This is a genomic window from Treponema denticola (assembly GCF_024181605.1).
In the GTDB taxonomy this organism is placed as follows: Bacteria; Spirochaetota; Spirochaetia; order Treponematales; family Treponemataceae; genus Treponema_B; species Treponema_B denticola_B.
In genome coordinates, this window is the sequence record NZ_CP054477.1 from 438,704 (window position 1) to 461,393 (window position 22,690).

Here is a 22,690-nt window from a genome sequence, read left to right on the forward strand (position 1 = left end):
GCACGGGCAAAACTTGTATTCTACCCTTATAGTCATTGGCAGGTCTTACGGCTCGGAGGTCATCATTGATTTTCGCCTTCCCGGAATAAACCAGTGGCATTTTGAAAAACAACTCTCTCACTTACGTCAGCCGGACTGCTCAGGACTTTCACCTGATTCCCTTTTCACTCCTTGGTTAAAAGGAGCACCAAGACCGAAACCGTTATTTAAACACAATTCTATACTTTTATAAAAAATATGTCAATACTCCAATCGATCTTCAACATGCTGACAATTGAAAAATACTCTATTCTATGATATACTTGATTTGTAAAGAGGATTGAGAGTTAATTGGTAGTGATTAATTTGTAATTTCATTACCAATTAAAAAGAGGTGTGATATGAGTACTTCAAACAGAAAATACAAAGATTCGGTCTTTGTTGATTTGTTCAGTGAAGATGAAAAGGCAAAAGAGAATTTTTTGTCTCTTTATAATGCATTACACGGCACAAAACTTACGGCTACAGCACAGCTGAAAAATGTAAGACTTGATCAGGTCCTTTATATGACATTCTATAATGATGTGTCATATCTTATTGATAACAAAATCATAGTGCTGGTAGAGCATCAATCCACTATAAACCCAAATATGCCTTTACGCTGCCTTGAATACATAAGCCGCCTTTATGAAACTCTATTTGAATCAAAAGAAAAATACAGCCGTAAACTCTTAAACATTCCGACGCCCGAATTTTATGTATTTTATAATGGGGATGAAACCTATCCTTCCGATAAAACATTAAAACTATCAGATGCTTTTATAGAAAAGACGGTAAAACCTAATCTTGAGTTGACCGTTAAGATAATAAACATAAATCAGCAAAATCACCATCCCTTGCTTAAAAACTGCAAAACGATGTATGAGTACACAATATTTGTAGAAACGGTACGAAGATGGAAAAAAACAGATCCTCAAAACGGTTTTCAAAAAGCGATTGAAGAATGTATAGCAAATGATATATTGCGTGATTATTTAAAACGCAAGACTAAGGAGGTATTGAATATGTTACTAGCCGAATATGATTATGAAACAGATATAGCTGTGCAGCGTGCTGAAGAACGGGAAATAGCTTTTGCTGAGGGAATATCTCAGGGTGTTTACCAAAATAAACTGGAAACTGCTAAAAATTTAGCTGAAATGGGGTTTACTGTAGAAGCAATCGCAAAAGCTACAGGTTTAAGCTGTGAAGAAATCGAGAAACTATAAATTAATAATAAAATCTGCATAGCGGTATTAGGGAGGCGTGTATGTCTGAAAAAATGTATTGTGATCCGGCCGAGATTTTGGAAGTTACGGTGCAAAAGGGTATTGCAAAGGCTTCGACTCCTGTGTGGAAACTGGTTTGTTTAGGATTTTTGGCAGGGGTTTTTATTGCATTTGCTTCGGAAGGCTCCAATATGGCTGCCTGCGGGCTTTTTGCAAAGTCTGAAACTTACGGCCTTGGAAAATTTGTTGCAGGGCTTATCTTTCCTGTGGGGCTCATCTTGGTTCTCCTTGCCGGAGCCGAACTTTTTACGGGCAACAATCTGATAATTGCAGCCGTTTTAGAAAAAAAGGTGAGCTTTTCTGCAATGATTAAAAACTGGCTTGCCGTTTATATCGGAAATTTTATAGGTTCTGTTTTTATTGCTTTTTTAATTGTAAAAAGCGGACAGCTTTCAAGCGGTGCAAGTCTTTTGGGAGGGATTACGATAAAAATTGCTTACGGCAAGGTTTCGCTTTCTTTTGTGCAGGCTGTTTTTTTAGGAATTATGTGTAATTGGCTGGTCTGCCTTGCGGTCTGGCTCTGCTATGGCGCTAAGGATATGACCGGAAAAATGCTTGCCGCCTTTTTCCCGATTTGGCTTTTTATAACTTCCGGTTTTGAGCACAGTGTTGCGAACATGTATTATATCCCTGCGGGGATTTTCTCGAAAAGCGTTTCGGCCTATGCTGCCGCTTCCGGTCTTTCCGCCGAGGCTCTTTCAAATATAAATTGGGCTAATTTTTTTATAAAGAATTTAATGCCCGTTACCCTCGGAAACATAATAGGCGGAGCCTTTTTTGTCGGAATGTTTTATTGGATTTGTTATAAGAAAAAATAACTTTTTTCGGAAGCTGCCGCTTCCTGCAAAAGATTTTTATATAAGGAGAATTTAAATTATGAAGGTTGAAAATTGCGATGTGGGCTTTATAGGCCTTGGAGTTATGGGAAAAAGCATGGCTGAAAGATTAAGAGCGGCCGGGGCTAAGATGCACGTTTTTACGCGTACAAAAAAATCCGCCGAAGAGATTCTTTCAAAGGGGGCTATTTGGTATGATGACCCGTCAAGCCTTGCTCCCAATTGTAAAATCATTTTTACGATTGTCGGCTATCCGCAAGATGTTGAAGAAACATATTTCGGAGAAAAGGGTTTATTAAAAACCGCAAAGCCCGGAACGATTTTTGCCGATATGACGACCTCAAGTCCGATTTTGGCAAAAAAGATTTATGATGGGGCAAAGAAAAAAGAATGCTTTTCTGTAGACGCTCCCGTTTCAGGCGGAGATATAGGAGCTAAAAACGGAACCCTTTCGATTATGGCAGGCGGGGATGAAAAAGCCTTTAAAGAGCTTGAACCTTTTTTTGCCTGCATGGGAAAAACTTGGGCTCTGCAGGGCGGTGCAGGAGCAGGGCAGCACACTAAGATGGCAAACCAAATAGCCGTAGCCGCGAATCTTTTCGGTACTGTCGAAGCTGTCTGTTATGCCGAGGCCGCAGGCCTTGACCCTCAAAAAATGCTTTCGGCTATCGGGGGCGGTGCTGCAGGAAGTTGGCAGATTTTAAACAACGGGCCTAAAATGCTTCAAAAAGATTTTGCTCCGGGCTTCTATATTAAACACTTTTTAAAAGATTTAAACATAACCTTAACTGTTGCAAAAGAACTCAAACTGCACATTCCCGTTTTGGAGCTTGCACAAAATTTCTTTAATAAGATGAATGAAGAAGGCTATGCCGAAAAAGGAACTCAGGCCATATACGAGTACTATAAAACTATCTAAAGGGAAATTTTATGCACAAAGATGAAAAAAAAATAGCAGAGGTTCAAAAAAAATATGGGCCGCTTTTAGCTAAAACGGCTTTTGAGCTGGGAGCCTTAAAGCTTTCTCCCAATGAGCCATTTACTTGGGCATCAGGCTACCGTATGCCCATTTATAACGATAACCGCCGTTTTTTAGCCCTGCCTGAGATGCGCCGTTCTATAGCCGAAGCCTTCGCAGAGCTTTTAAAAGCTGTTGACTTTGACCCCGAATGGCTTGCAGGAACAGCAACGGCAGGAATTCCTCATTCCGTAAGTTTGGGCGACCTCTTGAAAAAAAGCGTTTCCTATGTACGCTCAGGCGGAAAAGATCACGGCTTAAAAAATCAAATTGAGGGTTTGGGTGCTAATGCGGATTATAAAGGTGCCGATGTGCTTGTTGTTGAAGATTTAATTTCGACAGGGGGAAGCTCCATCAAGGCTGTTGAGGCTGTGCGTAATGCAAACGGCAAGGTTCCTTTTTGTTTTGCTATCTTTTCCTACGGATTTGCAGAAGCTGAAAAAGCTTTTGCCGAATTAAAGCCTCCCTGTATTCCGGTTACTATTTTAAACTACGATATTATGTTGGATGAGGCCGTAAAGCAAAACTATATAAGCGAAGAAAATAAAAAGAGTCTGGCCGAATGGAGGCTCGATCCCTTCGGTTGGGGCGAAAAACACGGTTTTCCCAAGGTCTAAAAAATAAAAAAAAGCGGTTCTAAAAAGAACCGCTTTTCCGTCAAACTGTTTACAGCTTACCTTAACAAGGTCATGACACTCTGAGTTGCCTGATTTGCCTGTGCAAGCATTGCTGTACCGGACTGTGTGAGAATCTGGTTTTTGGTATAGTCTACCATCTCCTTAGCCATATCTACGTCACGGATTCGTGATTCGGAGGCTTGGAGGTTTTCTGCTGCGATATTGATACCTACAACAGTGAGTTCGAGTCTGTTCTGGTATGCACCAAGGTCGGCTCTTTGCTTGTTGATCTTCTTGATGGCTGCATCAAGGGTACCGATAGCGCGGTTAGCTTTTTCGGGTGTTTCGATAGTCATAATCGATTCATCTCCGATATTGCGAACGCCGAGAGCCTTAGCTGTCATTGTTCCAATGTAAGCTCTTGTTCTCTGATCCATGTTGGCACCGATGTGGAACCACATAGAAGCAGTTACGGTATTTTCTCCGGTTTCTTGAGCAAATCTTCCGGTAAGCATATTCATACCGTTGAACTGTGCGTGGCTTGCAATTCGGTCTACTTCAGCGATGAGCTGAGATACTTCAACCTGAATGTACAATCTGTCTTCTGCCGAGTAAATACCGTTGGAAGACTGAACACTGAGTTCGCGGATTCTCTGGATAACATCTGTAGTTTCTTGAAGGAAAGCTTCCGCAACTTGAATAAAAGAAATGCCGTTTTGTGCGTTGGCACTTGCTTGGTTCAAACCGCGGATTTGGCTTCTCATTTTTTCTGATACGGCCAAACCGGATGCATCATCGCCCGCTCGGTTAATACGTAAACCTGAAGAAAGTTTTTCTATGTTTTTTTGATTCATCAAATTGGTGTGACCCAATGTCCTCTGTGAAAACATAGCGCTCATGTTGTGATTAATGATCATATTCCTACTCCTTTGGTGATTTTCGGCAATTTTAAAATTCCCGCGGCATCCCTGCCGATATGTCATTTCCGGATCCTCTGTCATTCCGCAGAAGACGGAAGCACATTAAAATTTAAGCTGTGCTTAATTCATTTATCGGAGAACTAAAAAAAGACTTAAGAAAAAAGTTAAGATTTTTTTATTCGTGCGGAGGGTTGTTGATTAACGGAATCTTTCAAAAATTTTATATTCCTTTTTCTAAAAGAAAATTTTACAATGCCGAAGATTATATAAGAGCTATGATAAACAGTTCGGCAGAGATTCAGCCTCACTGTTTATCGGTATTATAAGAGGTGGTTATATGGTAAGAGGTTGGTATACTGCGGCGAGCGGAATGCTTGCTCAACAGCGTCAGTTGGATGTTATTTCAAACAATTTGGCTAACTTGGATACGACCAGTTTTAAAAGAGATGTTTCAGTTCAAAAGTCTTTTCCAGAATTACTTTTAAGAAGACTGAATGATGACGGCGTAATAAAAAATCCCTTCGGTTCATCGGATATAGCTCCTATTATAGGAAAATTAGGGCTTGGTGTTGAAACTAACGAGATTTTTACCGAGTTTGAACAAGGCTCTTTAAAACAGACAAGCTCTCCGGCCGATTTAGCTTTGGAAGGGCAGGGTTTTTTTGCCATCGAAACTCCTTATGGAGAAAAGTATACCCGAAACGGAAATTTTATGGTCGGAGTTGAAGGTTATCTTATGACTAAGGAAGGCTATCCCGTTATGGGAGAAAACGGCCGCATCTTTTTACAGGATATGGAATATAAGATTAACCAAGACGGACAAATCTATGTACGCCCGATTACCGAGCCGGAAAGCGATTCCGTTTATCTGGACCGTTTAAAAATAGTGGAATTTGAAAACGACAGATATTTAAGCAAAAACGGAACAAGCTTTTATTTGGATACACCTCTTTCAGGAAAAGCCATTGCCGCCGAGGGACCGTCCCGTCCCGTTGTAGTGCAGGGCTTTATCGAAGCTTCCAATGTAAATGTCGTAAACGAAATGGTTAGGATGATAGAAGTAAACAGGGCCTATGAAGCCAATCAAAAATCCATTCAGGCCGAAGATACAATGATGGCCAAACTATGGAACGAAGCAGTTAAAAAATAAGGTTAAAAGGTAGGAGTTAGGATAAACAGTTCGACAGAAATTCAGTCTCACTGTTTATCTGCGAGTTTTGTGCAAAGCACAAAACATCGCATTATTGTATGTAGTTTTGCAAAAGCAAAACTACTTGAAAAAATATTTTTAGGGATTTGAAAATCCCTGCAAAATATTTTTATAGGAGTTAAGTTATGGTTAGAAGTTTATGGACGGCCGCAACAGGTATGAATACTCAACAGGCAAACATCGACACGGTTGCAAACAACTTGGCAAACGTAAATACAAGCGGTTTTAAAAAACAGAGAGCGGAATTTGAAGACCTCATCTATCAGACGGTAAAAACTGCCGGTACGCCTGCTACAGAGGATACGATTACTCCGGTAGGAGTTCAGATGGGACACGGTGCAAGGCTTGCCGCTACCCAAAGAATATTTGAACAAGGCTCATTGCAAAATACGGGTGTAACAAGCGATATAGCCATTCAAGGTGAAGGTTTTTTTAGAGTTCTTCAATATGACGGAACCTATGCTTACACAAGGGACGGTTCTTTTAAGATTGATGCAGACCGCCAGCTTGTAACCTCAAACGGGTTACGCGTTTTGCCCGAAATAATCTTTCCCGAAGGCTATCGGGAGAATACTATTGCCGTCAGCAGAGACGGCCGTGTTACCGTTAAGGTCGGCGATATAGACGATCCGATAGAAGTAGGCCAGATAGAGCTTTACCGCTTCCAGAACAATGCAGGTCTTTCAGCCGAGGGTTCTAACCTTTTTAGGCAGACCCCTGCATCAGGTACGGCTATTCCGGGGCGGCCCGGGTTTACCGGCTTCGGAAGCACCGAGCACAAGTTTTTGGAAATGTCAAATGTTTCTACCGTAAGCGAAATGGTAAATATGATTGTGGCTCAAAGAGCTTACGAGTTTAATTCGAAGGCTATCCAGACAAGCGATAATATGCTTGGTACTGCGGTAAGTTTAAAGCGATAGTTTTCAGTTAATTCTTAAAGATAATTTTAGTTAAGGCTTGGGAAGGAAGAAATGAAAATAAACAAGATAGGAACAAATCAAGCGGGCAGGGAAGAGGTAAAAAGTTCTTTGATAAATAAAAATGAAATCCCTGCATCGGCAAAATCTCAGCAAAATTTTACTCAAATGCTTGAAACTCTGCGAGGTTCTGAAAGAGCGTCTTCCATTATTTCCAATATTCAGGGCGAAAGCTCTGCTTCCGTCTCAGGCTTAAAGACGGGCAATTCAGAAGCCTTCTTTGATACCCGCCTCCCTGGCGATATTTTAAAATCCATGAAGATAGAAAATCCCATTCCGGCCGACACCCACAGGGAGGTTCAGGGTATGGCCTCTTCCTTCGGAAAATCCGGCGAGACGGTACATTCAAAATATTCGATTGACAGAACGAGTAAGCTTTACGAACAAGCCCTTGAGTTTGAATCCTATTTTGTAAAAATAATGCTCGACTCTATGCGGAATACTTTGACAGGAAAGACTCTTGCAGGAGACGAGTCCTTTGCAGGTAAGATGTACCAAGACATGATGTATGATGAGCTAGGCCGCAGCATGACCAAAAACGCAGGCTTCGGCCTCGCCGATCAAATCTATCTGGAACTTTCAGGTGTAGGGGAGGAAAGACACTTTTTCGGATAAAAGATTTCTTTCCTCCCCTATAACCCCTCCTATCTTCAAAAGAACCGCTTAGGGCTCTGCCCTAAGAACCCGCATTGTTACATAATTTCTAGCTTACTTTTTAGTCGAGATGACAATAAAAGGTTTGGGTTAAATTTAAAAATTAAGCTAGTCAGAAGTAATGCGTTATTATGAAAGCATTAAAAAATTCTTTGTGTCCTTTGTGTTCCTTGCGGTTAAATTAGTTTTATACCTTAAATTTTCCTACCTCTGTAGATAGGCTGTCTATGTTACGCTTGTTCTTTTGGGTAATATCGCTTACATCCTGTACTGCATTGTTTATTTGAACTGCGCCCGCAGCCATTTCGTTCATGCTGTCCGTTATAACGCGTGTTAGAGTATCAAGCTTTTGCATTTCAATTGCAACATTTTCGCCGCCTTTTAGCATCTCGGCAGAGCCGTCATTTACTTGGTTTGTTACTATGTTTATGTTACGGATTGCGGTAAGTACTTCACGGTTTCCGTTTTCCTGCTCCCGCATGGCATTCATCAGATTTTGACTCATTGTTTTTACTTGTTCGGATAAGTTGAAGATAGTGTTAAACTTATCTTCTGTTGTCTTTGCAGCATTTGAAAGCATTTCAATTTCTCCCGAAACTATTTTAAGGGTTGAGGTGATGTTTTTTCCCTGAGTGCTCGATTCTTCTGCGAGCTTCCGTATTTCATCGGCTACGACGGCAAAGCCCTTTCCTGCCTCACCTGCATGGGCGGCTTCAATAGCTGCATTCATAGCCAATAGGTTTGTCTGACTTGCAATATGCTGAATAACATTGCTGGCTTCCAAAAGACCGCCCGATTCTTCAGCTATGCGTTGTGTTACAGTGTTTGCTCCGGCAACAGTTTCTTTTCCATCGGCAGTGGCTGCTGCAAGGGTTTTTATAACATCGTTTGTTTTATCCAGAGTTTGTGTAATTGAAGCGATATTGCTTACCATTTGTTCAATCGCTGAAGAAGACTCTGCAACGCTTGCTGCCTGATTTTCAATACTTCCGTTAAGATTTTTGATTGTCCGGATAATTTCTCCTACGGTAGCAGCCGTTTCACTGACACTGGCAGCCTGGGTAAGAGCCTGTTTTTTTACTCCATCGATATTTGCACTTATCTCATGTACGGCACTGGCAGTTTCCGTCATATTGCTTACAAGTTCCGAACCTGTGTTTGTCATTTCGTCGCTGTTTTTTCCGACTATTTTAATTGATGTTCCGATTTTTTCGATTGTCCGGTTAAAGTATTCGGATAAATCCGTTACCTCATCATTTCCAACCAAGGGCAGGCGTACCGTCAGATCACCTTCCCCTTGGGCAATATCCTTGAGTGCGGATACTACAACATTTATGGGCCTTATCATATTATAGGAAACAATAAAAAGTATAGCCAAACTTACTGCTAAAATACTAAGGCCTATAAACAGCATTTTGTTGCGCAGAATATTAATACTTCCTAAAAACTGTTTCATAGGTGCCCTTATAATGACAGTCCAATCCGTATTGCCCATTTTTGCATAAGATGCTATATAGGATTCTCCCTTATACTCATAAAAGCCTACTTCACTTTTTGTGCCGTTTAAAGCTTGTTGTGTAAATTTTGCTAACGAGGCAAACTCTTTGTTTGTTTTTGCATCATTTAAAACATTATTCTGCGAACTGACCATATCAAAATTTTTATGTGCTATTGTTGTTCCGGAACGGCTTAAAATATAGCAATCTCCTGTTTCTCCTACTATGATATCATCAATATCATTGGATAGATGTTCGGCTTTGATTGTACAGTTCAGTACGGCAACAACATTTTTATCTTTGTCATACACGGGAACTGCAAAAACAAAAACGAGTTTATGAAGCGAACGGGATAAAATGGGTTCGGATGCGAACCTTTTGCCTTTTGCAGCGGATTTAAACCAGGTACGATCCTTTATCGATATAAGCTGATCGTCATTTGCAGTACGTATTCCTGAAAGATCATACAGATTAAGTTGCTCCAATCTTTCATTAAAAGCAACTTCTTTGTCCAATATAGCTGCTTTTTCAGAATATGAAAGGTTTTCATCGGTTAAGATAGGCATACGGGCTATTCCTTCCAAAAATTGGAAAAAAGCCGTAACCCTTCCGTTAATAATTTCTGCCGTGTCGGTTGCCTTATCTTTAAGGTGAAGTACTACCTTTTCAGTTACGGCTTTTCGCGCTGTGCGTACTCCCAAAACCGCCAGCGTAAAGCCTGCCGTAAAAATCAAAGCGCCGACTATAATCAATAGCTTATTCCTCATTGAAAACCTTTTTTTCATGTAGGTTCCTCCCTCAAGTATAATAATTTTGAATGCGTGAATTTTAAAATATATATGAAATTTCCATATAAATAATTATATGGTTTTAATAGTTACACAGCACTTACTATAAATTTTTATAAATTCTAAGTATGTGATACTTATTCCCAAAATCTCTTTTTTTGTGTATAATATCCCCCTTATGAAAAAGCAAAATCAAGGCGGACACCTAAATAAACTCATCGTAAAGGGTGCCCGTGAACATAATTTAAAGAACATTGATGTGGAGCTTCCACGCGATAAGCTCATCGTTATATCCGGCCTTTCGGGATCGGGAAAAAGCTCCCTCGCCTTTGACACCATTTTTGCCGAGGGGCAGCGCCGTTATGTAGAGTCCCTTTCGGCCTATGCACGCCAGTTTTTAGGCAGAATGGATAAGCCCGATGTGGATTACATCGAGGGGCTTTCGCCTGCTATTTCTATAGAACAAAAAACTACACACCGCAACCCCCGTTCTACGGTCGGAACGGTAACCGAAATTTACGACTACTACCGCCTCCTTTTTGCCCGTACCGGCCATGCCCACTGTCCTTCTTGCGGAAAAGAGATTAAGGAGCAGACGGTTGACCAGATTATAGATACCATTATGAGCTGGCCGGAAGGAACCCGCGTTCAGATTCTCGCTCCCATTATAAAGGGAAAAAAGGGAGAACACCAAAAGATAGTGAGTGATGCTATCGCTGCCGGTTTTGTGCGTGCCCGCATAGACGGCCTTCTTGTAAACCTCGAAGACGGGGTAAAGCTCGATAAACAAAAAAAACACACAATCGAAATAATCGTAGACCGAATTCAGCTGTCGAAGGATGTGCGGAAACGCCTTTCGGAATCGGTGGAAACGGCCTTGGAAAGTTCCGGCGGAACCCTGCTTGCTACAAGGCAGGACGATAAGGATTCTCCCGTAACCGAGGTTTTCTTTTCGCAAAAAAATGCCTGTTCGGATTGCGGTATTTCGATGCCCGAATTGCAGCCCCGCCTTTTTTCTTTTAATAACCCGATAGGGGCCTGCCCCGAATGTACGGGACTCGGAATGACTCAGCACTTTGACCAAGACCTGATAGCCCCCGATAAGAGTCTTTCGTTTAATGAGGGCGTTTTCGTTCCGTATAATCCCGAATCCGATTGGAACAGGGTGCGGTTTGAGGCCCTCGCCGCCCAATTCGATTTTTCTCTTGATACGCCCTTGAATAAGCTCCCCAAAAAAATACAGACCATCATTTGGGAAGGTTCGGGCGATACGAAGATTCAGTTTTCTTATACGTCCAAAAGCGGAACGGGGAAATATTCTTATAACCGCCCATGGCCGGGGATAATAGCCGACATGAATCGGAAATATAACGAATCCTACTCGGCTTCTATCAGAGAATATTATGAAAAGTTTATGTCGATAAAGCCCTGCAAAACATGCGGAGGAATGAGGCTTAAGCCCGAAGTGCTGGCCGTAACGGTGGGCAATAAAAACATTCATGACCTTACCTGCCTTTCCGTTGGGGATTCTATCGAGTTTTTTGAAAAATTGAAGCTGACTGAAACGGAAGAACACATCGCCTTTCAGATTTTAAAAGAAATTAAGGCCCGCTTGGAATTTATGAAAAACGTCGGCCTTGACTATTTAACCTTAGAAAGAAAGGCTGCAACCCTTTCAGGCGGCGAGGCTCAACGCATCAGGCTTGCGACCCAGATAGGTTCAAGCTTGATAGGTGTTCTTTATATTTTGGACGAGCCTTCGATAGGGCTTCATCAAAGGGATAACCAAAGGCTGATTGATACTCTTTTGTACTTGCGTAATTTGGGGAATACCCTTATCGTTGTAGAGCATGACGAGCAAACCCTCCGCACGGCCGACTACATTGTAGACCTCGGTCCGGGTGCAGGCGTTCACGGGGGAAATATAACGGCCCAAGGTACGCCTGATGAAGTTTCAAAAGTAAAAAACAGTTTAACGGGGCAATATCTTGCAGGTACGCTTAAAATGGATATCCCTAAAGAAAGGCGGAAGGGGAACGGAAATGCCTTGGAGCTTTCAGGGGTGAGCGAGCATAATCTAAAAGATGTTTCTATAAAAATTCCTTTGGGAGCCTTTACCTGTATTACCGGAGTTTCGGGCTCCGGAAAATCTACCCTTTTAACCGATGTGCTGTATCCGGCAGTTTCAAATAAGATTATGCGCTCCTCTATTCCCGAAGGGGCCTATAAAAAACTGAGCGGCCTTGAGCACATAGACAAGGTTATCAATATTGATCAAAGCCCCATCGGGAGAACTCCCCGCTCAAACCCTGCAACCTATGTAGGCGTTTTTACGGGGATAAGAGATTTGTTTGCAAGCCTTCCAGAATCGAAGGCGAGAGGTTATAAGCCAGGCCGCTTTTCGTTTAATGTAAGGGGCGGAAGGTGCGAGCATTGTCAGGGCGACGGAACCCTCACAATCGAGATGAACTTTTTGCCCGATGTTTATATAGCCTGCGATGTTTGCCGAGGGAAACGGTTTAACAAAGAAACCCTCGATGTCCGCTATAAAGGAAAAAACATTGCCGATGTTTTGGATATGACCATCGAGGAAGCTTCGGAATTTTTTGCTCCCATTCCTCACATTGCCCGAAAACTTCAAACCCTCTTATCGGTCGGTTTGGGTTATATAAAGTTAGGCCAGTCGGCTCTTACCCTTTCGGGCGGAGAAGCCCAGCGGGTAAAACTTGCAAATGAACTTGCCAAACGTTCTACAGGCAAGACCCTCTACATTTTGGACGAGCCTACAACGGGCTTACACTTTGCAGATGTCAAGCAGCTTATGCAGGTTATTCACCGCCTCATAGATCAGGGAAACACCGTCATTATGATTGAACACAACCTTGACGTTATCTTACAGGCCGATAAGATTATCGACCTCGGCCCCGAAGGCGGAACCAACGGAGGGCAAATCATCGCCGAGGGAACACCTGAAGAAGTAGCAAAGATAAAAAAATCCTATACGGGATATTATATAAAGGAAATGCTTGAAAGAGTCAGGTAAGACGGAATAATGAAAAAAGCTTTGCAGGGTTTAATCTTTTTTGTATTTCTCTTTTCGGTAAATGTTTTACAGGCTGATGAAAAAACTGAAAAGAAAATAAAGGTTACTATTAACTCTGCAGAACTTACCGAGTATGTAAAGGTTCCGTCTGCTCCCATAACCGAACCTATTGATAAGGACTCTAAACCTAAAAGCGATGAATCTAAACCTGAAGACAATGAGGCAAAACCCGAAAAAGAAAAAAAAGATGAACTGATTATTTTTACCGGCTTTGTTTCGATTTCCGTTTCGGATGAAAATTCGGTTTCGACAATTACTGCCGATAAAATAATTCATAACAAGACCCGCGAAACATTGACAGCAATCGGAAACGTTGTTTATACACGCAAGATCGGATCCGATGAAGGCGAAAGTTTTAGAGGGGATTCTCTAATCTTTAATATAAAAAAACTTGAAGGTGTCTTTGTTGATGGAATTATATCGCAGGCTCCGGCAAAAAAAAATCAAGACCCTTTTAGAATTCACACAGGCCTTGCAGGAAGAAATGAAAGCGGTGCTATAACTTTTAAGGATGCCTTGCTTACGACGAGTAAAGAAGAATACCCCTTGTGGTCGATTCGGGCGAGCCGCCTTTGGATTTTACCCGGAAACGAAATGGCTTTTTTTAACGGTTTTTTGTCGGTCGGAGTTGTACCCATCATGTACTTTCCTTTTTTTTATTATCCGTCTGATGAGATGCTTTTTCACCCTGTCTTCGGGTTTAAAAACAGGGAAGGTGCTTTTGTACAAACTACTACTTATATTTTGGGGCGTAAGCCTGCACCTAAAAGCGATGAGGCGACTTCGTTTTCTAATTTTATGCAAAGCGATACGGTAAAAAAACAAAAGCTGGAAGGTTTGTTTTTTAAAAAATTGGATGAGCCGGCTTCCGATACCGGAGGTTCTTATCTAAAGCTTATAGCGGACGCTTATTCGGGACTCGGTTATTTGACGGGACTTGAAGGAAAATTTACTCCCGAAAAAGGATATGTAAAACAAATTGATTTTCACGGTCTTTTAGGCTTTTCTTATACCCTGTATCCTAGAACCGGTCTTTTGTTTAGTCAATATGGAGATCCCGGTAAAGAAAAAACTATAAATAAGGCAAACCTTTTCGGCAAGATAGTGCCTTTCAGATACAGTTTCAGCTTTAATATGAGTATGACAAAAAGTCCGTTCAATGTTTCGCTTCTATTTCCGTTTATTTCGGATCCTTTTTTTAAAAAAGATTTTATGGGCAGAAGCGAAGATATGAACTGGTTTAAATATTTTTTAAACAAGGATAGGCTGGCAGCTGCCGAAGATACTACATTGGAAAATTTTTATTCATGGAAGATAGACAGTTCGATCAATCCTAGCTTTTCCGTATTAAAACCTTGGATAAGTTATATGGCTCTTGAGGCTTTTTCAGGGAAGCTTAATTTTGAATCAAAGAAAAATGATGGCCTTAGCGGAAACGATGCTTTATATGCTCCAGACAGATTGTTTTATTACCCTAAAAATATTTTACCTGAATTAAGAGCCGGTCTTGGAGGTACTATTTTTTCAACATCTATGCTGTCTCAAAAAAAAGAAAAAAAACAAAAACAAGATATAGCCGGTATTAAAAATCCTTTTCAAGAAAATGAGGACGGTATTGATAAAAAAGATGAAGCAACGAATAAGGACGAGAAAAAAGATGAGTTTCCGGCTTTTTCCAATGAGCTTTTTCCTTCATATAAAATTGACGGTGTAAAAACCAATCGGTTTTCGAATTTAATAAACTATGATTTAACCTATAAACTAAACGGCTTTGCATCTCAAGATATAATTTTTAATCATAAAGATTGGAAAAAACCTTTTGATATTAACTGGTCTGATTTTTATTCAAACTATTATAAATTAAGCGGACAGGCTAAAATTGACAGCCGTCTTTCGTATAATCAAGGTTTTTTGAATCTATCAAATTCAATTGAATTAAACGGCAATAATCAAAAACATATATGGCATAAGGACAAGGCAGAGCTTGATAAGCTTCAGTTGAATAATTATAAATTAAATGTTTATAGCATAAATAATTCAAACAGCTTAAAACTTAGTCCGTTTATTTCCAACGATTTATTTAAACCAACCTTTGTTGAATGGTCTATTTCGGAAACTCTTTTTCAAAATAAATTTATCGGAACCGTTGATAATCCTGAATGGGAGACTGTTTCGGTAAAATGGGATAAGAAAGATATTAAGGCTCATGTTGCATCTGCAGGTTTTGGAATCAATTTAAAAAATTATACCCAATTGATTACCACATCCATGAATTTAAATCCGCTTTTGGAAGCCTATTCCTTTGCAGGAAACTTTGCTTTTCCTTACGGCAAACTTAATATTTCTACAAGATTATTTGAAAAAGAAAATAATGCAAAAAAAAGGTTTTGGGATCCGCTTAATATCGGTTTAAGTTTTTCGTTGCCTTATAATATTTCGTTAAGTCAATCCTATGTTTATAATATTGAAGAAAAAAGAAGTGAAAAGTATGCAGCTTCTTTTTCATGGAAATATATGTCGGCAGTTTATGCAATGAGTTATGATAATCCCTATGAATTAATTTCGGGTACGGGATGGAAAGCTTTACCTTATAAAAAATTTATTCCTCGCTCTTTGGATATAAATTTTTCCAACTCATCACAGCCCATTGAAATTTATGCTTGGAAAAACAGAATTAAATTAGAGTTTTCATTTAATTCGTCTCTTAATTTTAATTTGATAAGGGTAACGGATTCTTCATTTTCATTTTCTCCTAAGCTGGTTTTTAAAATACATGAATTTTTGGATATAAGTTTTAGTGCCGTTTCCCGCAATGATGTTATAGCAAGATATTTTCAAGACGCTCTTAATCTTCCGATTGTTATCCCCGGTGAAAAAAATATTTTTAAGGATCTGATTTCTTCTTTCTATTTTTGGGATGAAAAATCAAGATTACAGTCAGGGTTTAAATTAAAATCTCTTAGTCTTGATTTGACCCACTATTTAAAAGATTGGTTAATGAAATTTTCATATTCCGTAAAACCTGTGCTTCGTACGGGTGCGTCAAGAAAATATTATGAACTTGTGCCTACGATAACATTTTTTGTTCAGTGGAATCCGATAGGAGATATAAAGGTTCAGACAAAAAAAGAAGACAATGTTTTTTCGGTAACAAGCGGAGAAATAAAGTAAAAGGCTTAAATCCGATACCTGATTTTAAGCCCTTGATTTTCTTTTTTTTATGGTATATACTCATTTCATTATGGAATTTACAAATGAATTTATTGAAGGCCTCAGTGTAAACGAGGCCGATATTATGAAGAAGATTGCAGAAGAGCTGAATATAAAGGTTGCTCAAGTCTCTGCAGTTATAAGTTTGGTCAATGAGGGATGCACCATCCCCTTTATTTCCCGTTATCGAAAAGAAATGCACGGCTCTCTTGATGAAGTTCAAGTCAGAGATTCCGACCGCCTGTTTAAATCTTATACAAATTTGGAAACCCGCCGCCTCGAAATTGTGCGGGGTATTTTTGCTGCCGGAAAGTTGACCGACTCTCTTTATGAAAATATAATGAAGGCCGGTACTCTTACCGAGCTTGAAGATATTTGGCTTCCCTTTAAAAAGAAAAAGAAGACCCGCGGTATGCTTGCCGTTGAAAGAGGCTTGCAGGCTCTAGCCGATTTGATGAAAGAACTTGAAACCGCTCCTCTTGAAGAAAAGGCTAAAGAATTTATTGTAACCGATTCAGAAACGGAAGAGCTAAATGTTCCTACAGCCGAAGATGCCCTCCAAGGTGCGGCCGATATAATTGCCGAAGAAATTTCTCAAGATACCGAAAACCGCAAAGCCGTTCATGATTATTTTATAAAGACCGGAAAGTTTGAAGTTAAGGGGCTCGGCGATGAGGAGACTGCAAAGACTTCCGTTTATCAGATGTACTGGGACTATTCCGAAAACTTAAACGAAATAAAACCCCACCGCGTGCTTGCGATTAACCGCGGAGAAAGGGAAGGGGTTTTGGAAGTAAAAATAGATGTAAGCATAGAAGATGCTATTTCGCTTTTACAAAATAAGTACACCCTAAATAACGATTACCATAAGGAAGCAATAGCCGACGGGCTTGTGCGCTTGCTTGCTCCTGCCGTCTTGCGCGAAATCCGAAGCGACCTCGCAGACACGGCTGACGAGCACGGCATAAATATTTTCAGTGAAAACTTAAAGCATCTTTTGATGACCCAGCCCATCAAGGGTACAAGGGTTTTAGGAGTTGACCCCGGTATAAGGACGGGAACTAAATGTGCTGCTCTCGATGAAACGGGAAAATACCTGGGCTCCTTTGTGATTTATCAGCATAAGGCTGAAGAAGCAAAATTCTTGGTATTGGAAGCCGTTAAAAAATACAATGTTCAGCTAATTGCTGTCGGCAACGGCACAGGCTCCCACGAGGTGCAGGAAATAGTTTCCGCTGTTATCAAAGAATCTTGCCCCGATGTATTGTTTACGGTAGTGGATGAAGACGGAGCTTCCGTTTATTCTGCAGGCGATGTTGCCCGCGAAGAATTTCCAGATTTGGACTTAACCATAAGAGGGGCGATTTCTATCGGAAGAAGATTGCAGGATCCTCTTGCAGAGCTTGTAAAGATTGATCCTAAGTCCATAGGCGTCGGCTTATACCAACACGACTTAAACCAAAAAAAATTAAGCGAAGAGCTTGATGCTGTTGTAGGCTCCGTAGTAAATAATGTAGGTGTAAACTTAAATACCGCGAGTGTCTCTTTGTTAAAATATGTTTCGGGTGTAAGCTCCTCTCTTGCAAAAAAAATTGTTGCCCGCCGTGAAGCCGAAGGAATTTTTACCGACAGGGAACAATTAAAAAATGTGAGCGGAATGGGGCCTAAATCCTTTGAGCAGTGTGCCGGTTTTTTAAAAATCCCCGAAAGCTCGAACCCATTGGACAATTCTTGGGTACACCCCGAAAACTATGAAACCGGAAAAATCATATACGATGTAATTCATAAAAATGAAGAAGTTTCGGGCGAGCTCCGAAGCGAAATAAAGACCAAGTACAATATCGGAGATCAAACCATAAACGATATTATCGAAGAATTAAAAAAGCCTAACCGTGATCCGCGTGAAGATTGCCCTAAGCCCATAATGCAGCAAGGTGTTCTTCAATTTGAAGACTTAAAAGTCGGGATGACGGTAAAGGGAAAAATCAAAAACGTAGTCGACTTCGGCGCCTTTGTCGATTTGGGAATTAAGGAAACGGCTCTTTTACATATCTCGGAGATGAGCGATTCTTTTATTTCGGATCCGCTTGAGGCCGTAAAGGTCGGCGACATTGTAGAGTGTAAAATTATTTCACTTGACGAAGACCGCCGCCGAATTTCTTTAAGTCGAAAAACGGGGGAGGGTACATCCCGCCTTACCGCAAAGCAAAAGACTGAGGTAAAAAAACTTGTAGTCAAAACCAAGGACGGCAAAACACTTACGGTTAAAACCGCTGCAGGATCTCCGGCGGTACAGAGCGGCAAGGCTCTTTCCGAAAGAGGAGAAAGAAGTCCCGCTGCAAGGGGTGAAAGGTCTCCTGCACATCGAGGCGATAGAAAGGTAGGCGAACCCCGCTTCCGCAAAGATGATGACGGTACAAAGTACAATCCCTTTGCAATATTATTGCAGGGTAAAAAGTAAATCAAAAAAAATGCCTAAGCAAAATTTGCTTAGGCGGCTTTTTGATTTAACCGCAAAGGCTTCAAAGAAAGATTAAAACAGTTTATTTTTTATTTGCAAAGTAGAATCTTGCCCATTCTTTATCTGAAATTAAGATATGATTAAAAAGCCAATCCCTCAGAAATCTCACAAATGTATTTGGAACAAATTGTTTTCCGCTGCGATAATCATTGACGGATTGTAAAATTTTTTTTACAAAGTTCTCATGATGCTGTTTATGTTCTTTAATGTTCGGATAGTTGATTTCTTCCATTATCTTTTCTTCATCTTTAAAATGAATCATTACATATTCGACAAGTTCTTTCATCACCTGTTTAAATTTCTCTTCTAATTCCCCTTTTTCGCCGAGACATGCATGATACAGCTCGTTTATCAGCTCTACTAATCTTCTGTGCTGTTTATCTACATATTCTATTCCTAAATCATAACTGGTATCCCAGACAACAAAATCATTCATAAAAAACCACCTCAAACATTATTATCGGCATTATACTTTTATAAGTAAAATTTAAATTACTTTATTGTACGGCTTGCTCTTAAATTTAGCCATTTTTCAAAGGCTTTTATTGTGTTAACTCTGTCTTGCCTTCCCAAATCACGATCTGATTCCAATAAAAGACTTGCAAAAATATCGTTTCCTCTTATATCGCCGAAACCGGTTAAACTTTCCTTTGATTGAATAAAAAAACATATCGGGAAAAGAGCAAGATTTTCCGAAAACTTTAAATCTTTTTCGTTTAAAACAGTGTATGTTCCTTCCTTTAAGCCGTCAGGAAGAGGAGAGCCTTCGGAAATTATAAAAAAAGCACCCGAAAAGGCATTCGGATTTTTGTTATAGTAGTCTAGAAGGTCTTGAACTGGGTGCCCTTCTCCTATTAAAAAGAGTTCCGTATTCCCAAAAAATCGAATAAGAGAGGATAGACTTGTACCTAAGTTTTCATTGCCGGCGTTTTTTGATACCTCTGCTGTCTTTGTGTTAAACACGGAATCAAAAACGGAAAAAAAGATTTCGGAATTTTTTAGCTTGTATTTATATCCCGTCTTTTTAGGAAGGGATAGGCTTGCAATCTTGTACCCTTCGTTTAAAAGATAGCGGTCAAAGGTTCCGGCATATTCTCCATTTGCTAAGGGCGGAACTATTACGATTGCTTCTTTTTCGTTCCGGCAAGGTTCCGGTTTATAGTAAACTCCGGCCATTTTTTCTTTTTCATCGGCAATAAAGGAAATTCTTTCTTTTTCGGTAATAGATGTAAAAACGGGATATTCCCTTTCCGGCGAAAAATAAAAAGTTGCATAAAAAGCTCCGCTCAGCAGAATCAGGACGAAAATTCTTAATAAAATTGAAGGAATTGTGTAAAAATTATTAGGAACTTGCCTTAAAAACATTACAAATCTTGCGAATTCTGTTATAATACAGATTATGACTATAAGTGCTGTGGGAATTAGCGAGAAGATTAAACCTTGTCCCATAATTGTAAAGACTAAAATTATAAAAGAGACCAAGGGTAAAAGCGGGATTGCGCCGGCTGTTTTAAGAGCTTTTGAGAACGGGCGAATCAAAGGTAAAACAAGTAAAATTAAAACAAGTATTTCGCTGACAAATAAATCAGACATAATATCCTCACAAGTACAATTTAAGGAGCTTACATGATGAACGGTTCTGCAGAAAAATTAAACCTTGATGAACTGGAATTTTCTTTTCCCGAATCTAAGATAAGGGAATTAAAAAATAACGGAGCCGACTCAACCATAGTAGGTCAAGACCGTGCTCTTAAGGCTATTGAACTGGGCCTCGGTATCGAGGGTGAAGGCTATAACATTTTTGTTATGGGTGCACCTGGAACAGGCCGAAGAACCGTTATATCATCTCTCTTGCAAAATTATAAACCAAATTTTGCAAAAATTCAAGATATAGCCTATGCTTACAACTTTAGCCGCCCGATTGAGCCCATCGCTCTTTTTTTTCCTGCCGGAGAAGGAAGACTTTTCCGCAAAACGATAAAAAAAGCCGTAGGGCATATTCATACGCAGACTCTGGCCCTTTTAAAATCAGAGGGCTTCTTAGCCGAGCAGAAAAAAATCGTTACTAAAACCGATAATGAAGAAAATATTCTTTTGATGGAATTTGAGTCCAAGATGCTGCATGCAGGGTTTAAGGTATTGCAGATAAAAGATGAAAACAACCAATCATTGGATTTAATTCCTATAATAAAGGGAAAAGAAATATCCTTTAGCGAGCTTCAATCCAAGGCTGCCCGAAAAAAATTCAGCGAACAAGAACTCGCTGCCTTACGAGAAAAATACTATGCTTCTCTCGATGAAATGTCCGAGCTTTTTTCTATTTTGCGGGATAAAAGAATTGAAATGGACGAAAAGCTGATAAAGCATCAAAAAGATTCCGTTATGCCGATAATTAAAGAAGCCCTCGATCCTTTAAGAAAGCTGGTAGATTCCTATACAACAAAATCCGATAACCCGAAACAAATTGAAGATAATAAAAAGATTCTTCTATTCTTAAAAAAGGCCGAAGAAGATCTAATCAGCAGAATGAATATCTACAGCTCGGAATTTAAATCTTCGAGAATAAAGAAAAACTTTTTCGGACGTTATCTTATCAATCTTATTTGCGAAAACAATAAAGATAAAAATTATGTAATAAATGAGAACCTGCCGAGTTTTACAAATTTGTTCGGCACGATCGAATCTCATTCCGATTCGGATGCTCCCGAAATTAACGGACACCTACGTATAAGAGAGGGCGCCGTCCATAGAGCCTTCGGCGGTTATCTTATTGTGCGTTTACACGATTTACTTGAAGAGGACGATTCGTGGTCTTATTTAAAAAGAGTTTTGCAGTCGGGAAAAATCGAAGTGCAGATACCTCCTTCCGGGAACCATAGTCCGAGCGTTTTTAAACCCGAAGCTCTGCCTGCAAATTTTAAGATAATCATAATCGGAGGAGAATACACCTACGATATTCTTTATCAAGAAGATCCCGACTTTTATAAACTCTTTAAAGTTTGTGCGGAGTTCGATTCGGTGATGCAAAAAAACGATAAAAATATAGCTTCCCTAATTCATTTGACCGAGTATCTTTGTAAAGAAAAAAAAGCTCTTAACTTCGATGATTCGGGATACAGCCGCTTAATTTCCTATGCTTCGGAGCTTGCAGGTTCCCGCCATTTACTTACAGCTCAATTTACTAAAATTTCCGACCTTATAATTGAAGCTGATTTTAATGCAAAGCAGCAAAAAAAGGAGGCTATTTGTGCAGGCGTTTTAAACGACACAATCGAAAAGCGGCATTATCTTCATGCTCTGCCCGAAGAAAAATTTGCTGAGATGGTTCAGCTGGGGGAAATTCTAATAGATGTTTCCGGCAGAAAACTTGCAACAATAAACGGCCTCGCCGTAGAGGAACGGGGTTATCATTCATTCGGCGTGCCCGTTTCGGTTACAGCTCAAGCTTCGCCCGGTACAGGCGGAATTATAAATATAGAAAGAGAAGCCGGCCTTTCGGGAGAAATCTACGATAAGGCTCATCTTATAATAACCTCTCTTTTACGGGAAAAATTTTCAAAGGATATTCCTCTTTCAATTTCTGCAAGTATTTGTTTTGAGCAGTCCTACAGCTACATTGACGGCGACTCCGCTTCCTGTGCAGAATTTTTGGCTCTTATTTCTGCGATAGGCGGTTTTGAGATGAGGCAGGATATAGCCGTTACGGGAAGTTTAAACCAGCACGGCATGGTTCAGCCCGTAGGAGGCATAACCGAAAAGATAGAAGGCTTTTTTAATACGTGCAAAATACTGGGCTTTACGGGAACTCAGGGCGTTATGATTCCGGTCAGCAATAAAAACAATTTGTTTTTATCTAAGGAGGTTAAGGAAGCCGTAAAAGAAGGTAAGTTTAATATTTGGACAATAAAGACTATAGGTGAGGGTATAAAACTTTTATCGGGTCTTCAAGAAGAAGTTTACACATGGATGATTTCTCAAAGACTTGAAGAGTTTTACAAAAAGGTTAACGAGATTTCTTTGAGGAAAGATTAAG

16 protein-coding genes and 1 riboswitch are annotated in these 22,690 nt (G+C 40.1%); of the genes, 12 read left to right on the forward strand and 4 right to left on the reverse strand.

The features are described 5' to 3' along the window. Window positions 1–20 precede the first annotated feature (20 nt). Window positions 21–207, reverse strand: a riboswitch (cobalamin riboswitch). A gap of 173 nt (window positions 208–380) precedes the next feature. Genes E4N80_RS01910 through E4N80_RS01925 form a run of 4 tightly spaced genes read left to right on the forward strand, consistent with a single transcriptional unit; the run spans window position 381 to window position 3,778 of the window. Then, complete coding sequence (locus E4N80_RS01910) at window positions 381–1,247, forward strand: Rpn family recombination-promoting nuclease/putative transposase (RefSeq protein WP_253700005.1); 867 nt, start codon at window positions 381–383, stop codon at window positions 1,245–1,247. A gap of 41 nt (window positions 1,248–1,288) precedes the next feature. Then, window positions 1,289–2,125 carry a formate/nitrite transporter family protein gene (locus E4N80_RS01915; RefSeq protein ID WP_253700007.1) on the forward strand — a complete coding sequence of 279 codons (837 nt, stop codon included), beginning with the start codon at window positions 1,289–1,291 and terminating at the stop codon, window positions 2,123–2,125. A gap of 58 nt (window positions 2,126–2,183) precedes the next feature. Continuing rightward, a complete protein-coding gene (locus E4N80_RS01920) occupies window positions 2,184–3,062 on the forward strand; it encodes an NAD(P)-dependent oxidoreductase (RefSeq protein ID WP_253700009.1) in 879 nt (292 codons plus the stop codon). A gap of 11 nt (window positions 3,063–3,073) precedes the next feature. Further along, window positions 3,074–3,778, forward strand: coding sequence for an orotate phosphoribosyltransferase (locus tag E4N80_RS01925; RefSeq protein ID WP_253700011.1), 705 nt, complete (start codon window positions 3,074–3,076; stop codon window positions 3,776–3,778). 56 nt (window positions 3,779–3,834) lie between these two features. Here the strand turns inward: E4N80_RS01925 and E4N80_RS01930 are convergent, their stop codons facing one another. After that, window positions 3,835–4,695, reverse strand: a complete 861-nt coding sequence (locus E4N80_RS01930) for a flagellin N-terminal helical domain-containing protein (RefSeq protein WP_253700013.1) — start codon at window positions 4,693–4,695, stop codon at window positions 3,835–3,837. A gap of 119 nt (window positions 4,696–4,814) precedes the next feature. Between E4N80_RS01930 and E4N80_RS01935 the strand changes: the two genes are divergently transcribed. From E4N80_RS01935 to E4N80_RS01950, 4 genes are all read left to right on the forward strand, one after another. After that, window positions 4,815–5,024 (forward strand): hypothetical protein, encoded by a 210-nt coding sequence (locus tag E4N80_RS01935; protein ID WP_253700015.1) that lies wholly within the window; start codon window positions 4,815–4,817, stop codon window positions 5,022–5,024. An 11-nt stretch (window positions 5,025–5,035) separates the two neighbouring features. Further along, window positions 5,036–5,848: a flagellar basal-body rod protein FlgF gene (gene flgF / locus E4N80_RS01940; RefSeq protein WP_253700017.1), complete on the forward strand. Its 813-nt coding sequence runs from the start codon at window positions 5,036–5,038 to the stop codon at window positions 5,846–5,848. A gap of 185 nt (window positions 5,849–6,033) precedes the next feature. After that, window positions 6,034–6,828 (forward strand): flagellar basal-body rod protein FlgG, encoded by a 795-nt coding sequence (gene flgG, locus E4N80_RS01945; protein ID WP_253700018.1) that lies wholly within the window; start codon window positions 6,034–6,036, stop codon window positions 6,826–6,828. A gap of 51 nt (window positions 6,829–6,879) precedes the next feature. Then, a complete protein-coding gene (locus tag E4N80_RS01950) occupies window positions 6,880–7,500 on the forward strand; it encodes a rod-binding protein (RefSeq protein ID WP_253700020.1) in 621 nt (206 codons plus the stop codon). Between the two features lie 226 nt (window positions 7,501–7,726). Here the strand turns inward: E4N80_RS01950 and E4N80_RS01955 are convergent, their stop codons facing one another. After that, window positions 7,727–9,820: a methyl-accepting chemotaxis protein gene (locus tag E4N80_RS01955; protein WP_253700022.1), complete on the reverse strand. Its 2,094-nt coding sequence runs from the start codon at window positions 9,818–9,820 to the stop codon at window positions 7,727–7,729. A gap of 181 nt (window positions 9,821–10,001) precedes the next feature. Between E4N80_RS01955 and uvrA the strand changes: the two genes are divergently transcribed. Genes uvrA through E4N80_RS01970 form a run of 3 tightly spaced genes read left to right on the forward strand, consistent with a single transcriptional unit; the run spans window position 10,002 to window position 18,597 of the window. Continuing rightward, window positions 10,002–12,866 (forward strand): excinuclease ABC subunit UvrA, encoded by a 2,865-nt coding sequence (gene uvrA / locus E4N80_RS01960; protein ID WP_253700024.1) that lies wholly within the window; start codon window positions 10,002–10,004, stop codon window positions 12,864–12,866. Window positions 12,867–12,875: 9 nt separating this feature from the next. Continuing rightward, on the forward strand, window positions 12,876–16,097 hold the full coding sequence (locus E4N80_RS01965) for an LPS-assembly protein LptD (RefSeq protein ID WP_253700026.1): 3,222 nt from the start codon (window positions 12,876–12,878) through the stop codon (window positions 16,095–16,097). A gap of 49 nt (window positions 16,098–16,146) precedes the next feature. Continuing rightward, complete coding sequence (locus E4N80_RS01970; protein ID WP_253700028.1) at window positions 16,147–18,597, forward strand: helix-hairpin-helix domain-containing protein; 2,451 nt, start codon at window positions 16,147–16,149, stop codon at window positions 18,595–18,597. Window positions 18,598–18,679: 82 nt separating this feature from the next. On the opposite strand, the gene E4N80_RS01975 is transcribed toward E4N80_RS01970, so the two are convergent. Together E4N80_RS01975 and E4N80_RS01980 are read right to left on the reverse strand one after the other, a co-directional pair. Continuing rightward, the gene (locus E4N80_RS01975; protein ID WP_010696464.1) at window positions 18,680–19,093 is read right to left on the reverse strand and encodes a bacteriohemerythrin; all 414 of its coding nucleotides are present in this window, start codon (window positions 19,091–19,093) and stop codon (window positions 18,680–18,682) included. Between the two features lie 56 nt (window positions 19,094–19,149). Continuing rightward, complete coding sequence (locus tag E4N80_RS01980; protein ID WP_253700030.1) at window positions 19,150–20,250, reverse strand: hypothetical protein; 1,101 nt, start codon at window positions 20,248–20,250, stop codon at window positions 19,150–19,152. A 33-nt stretch (window positions 20,251–20,283) separates the two neighbouring features. Here E4N80_RS01980 and E4N80_RS01985 point away from each other — a divergent pair, with 33 nt between their 5' ends. Continuing rightward, window positions 20,284–22,689: a Lon protease family protein gene (locus tag E4N80_RS01985; protein ID WP_253700032.1), complete on the forward strand. Its 2,406-nt coding sequence runs from the start codon at window positions 20,284–20,286 to the stop codon at window positions 22,687–22,689. The last annotated feature ends 1 nt before the right edge of the window (window position 22,690 follow it).

Coding starts and splice junctions, on each gene's coding strand:
- E4N80_RS01910 (WP_253700005.1), top strand. CDS start 381: ATGAGTACTTCAAACAGAAAATACAAAGATTCGGTCTTTGTTGATTTG.
- E4N80_RS01915 (WP_253700007.1), top strand. CDS start 1,289: ATGTCTGAAAAAATGTATTGTGATCCGGCCGAGATTTTGGAAGTTACG.
- E4N80_RS01920 (WP_253700009.1), top strand. CDS start 2,184: ATGAAGGTTGAAAATTGCGATGTGGGCTTTATAGGCCTTGGAGTTATG.
- E4N80_RS01925 (WP_253700011.1), top strand. CDS start 3,074: ATGCACAAAGATGAAAAAAAAATAGCAGAGGTTCAAAAAAAATATGGG.
- E4N80_RS01930 (WP_253700013.1), bottom strand. CDS start 4,695: ATGATCATTAATCACAACATGAGCGCTATGTTTTCACAGAGGACATTG.
- flgF (WP_253700017.1), top strand. CDS start 5,036: ATGGTAAGAGGTTGGTATACTGCGGCGAGCGGAATGCTTGCTCAACAG.
- flgG (WP_253700018.1), top strand. CDS start 6,034: ATGGTTAGAAGTTTATGGACGGCCGCAACAGGTATGAATACTCAACAG.
- E4N80_RS01950 (WP_253700020.1), top strand. CDS start 6,880: ATGAAAATAAACAAGATAGGAACAAATCAAGCGGGCAGGGAAGAGGTA.
- E4N80_RS01955 (WP_253700022.1), bottom strand. CDS start 9,820: ATGAAAAAAAGGTTTTCAATGAGGAATAAGCTATTGATTATAGTCGGC.
- uvrA (WP_253700024.1), top strand. CDS start 10,002: ATGAAAAAGCAAAATCAAGGCGGACACCTAAATAAACTCATCGTAAAG.
- E4N80_RS01965 (WP_253700026.1), top strand. CDS start 12,876: ATGAAAAAAGCTTTGCAGGGTTTAATCTTTTTTGTATTTCTCTTTTCG.
- E4N80_RS01970 (WP_253700028.1), top strand. CDS start 16,147: ATGGTATATACTCATTTCATTATGGAATTTACAAATGAATTTATTGAA.
- E4N80_RS01975 (WP_010696464.1), bottom strand. CDS start 19,093: ATGAATGATTTTGTTGTCTGGGATACCAGTTATGATTTAGGAATAGAA.
- E4N80_RS01980 (WP_253700030.1), bottom strand. CDS start 20,250: ATGTCTGATTTATTTGTCAGCGAAATACTTGTTTTAATTTTACTTGTT.
- E4N80_RS01985 (WP_253700032.1), top strand. CDS start 20,284: ATGATGAACGGTTCTGCAGAAAAATTAAACCTTGATGAACTGGAATTT.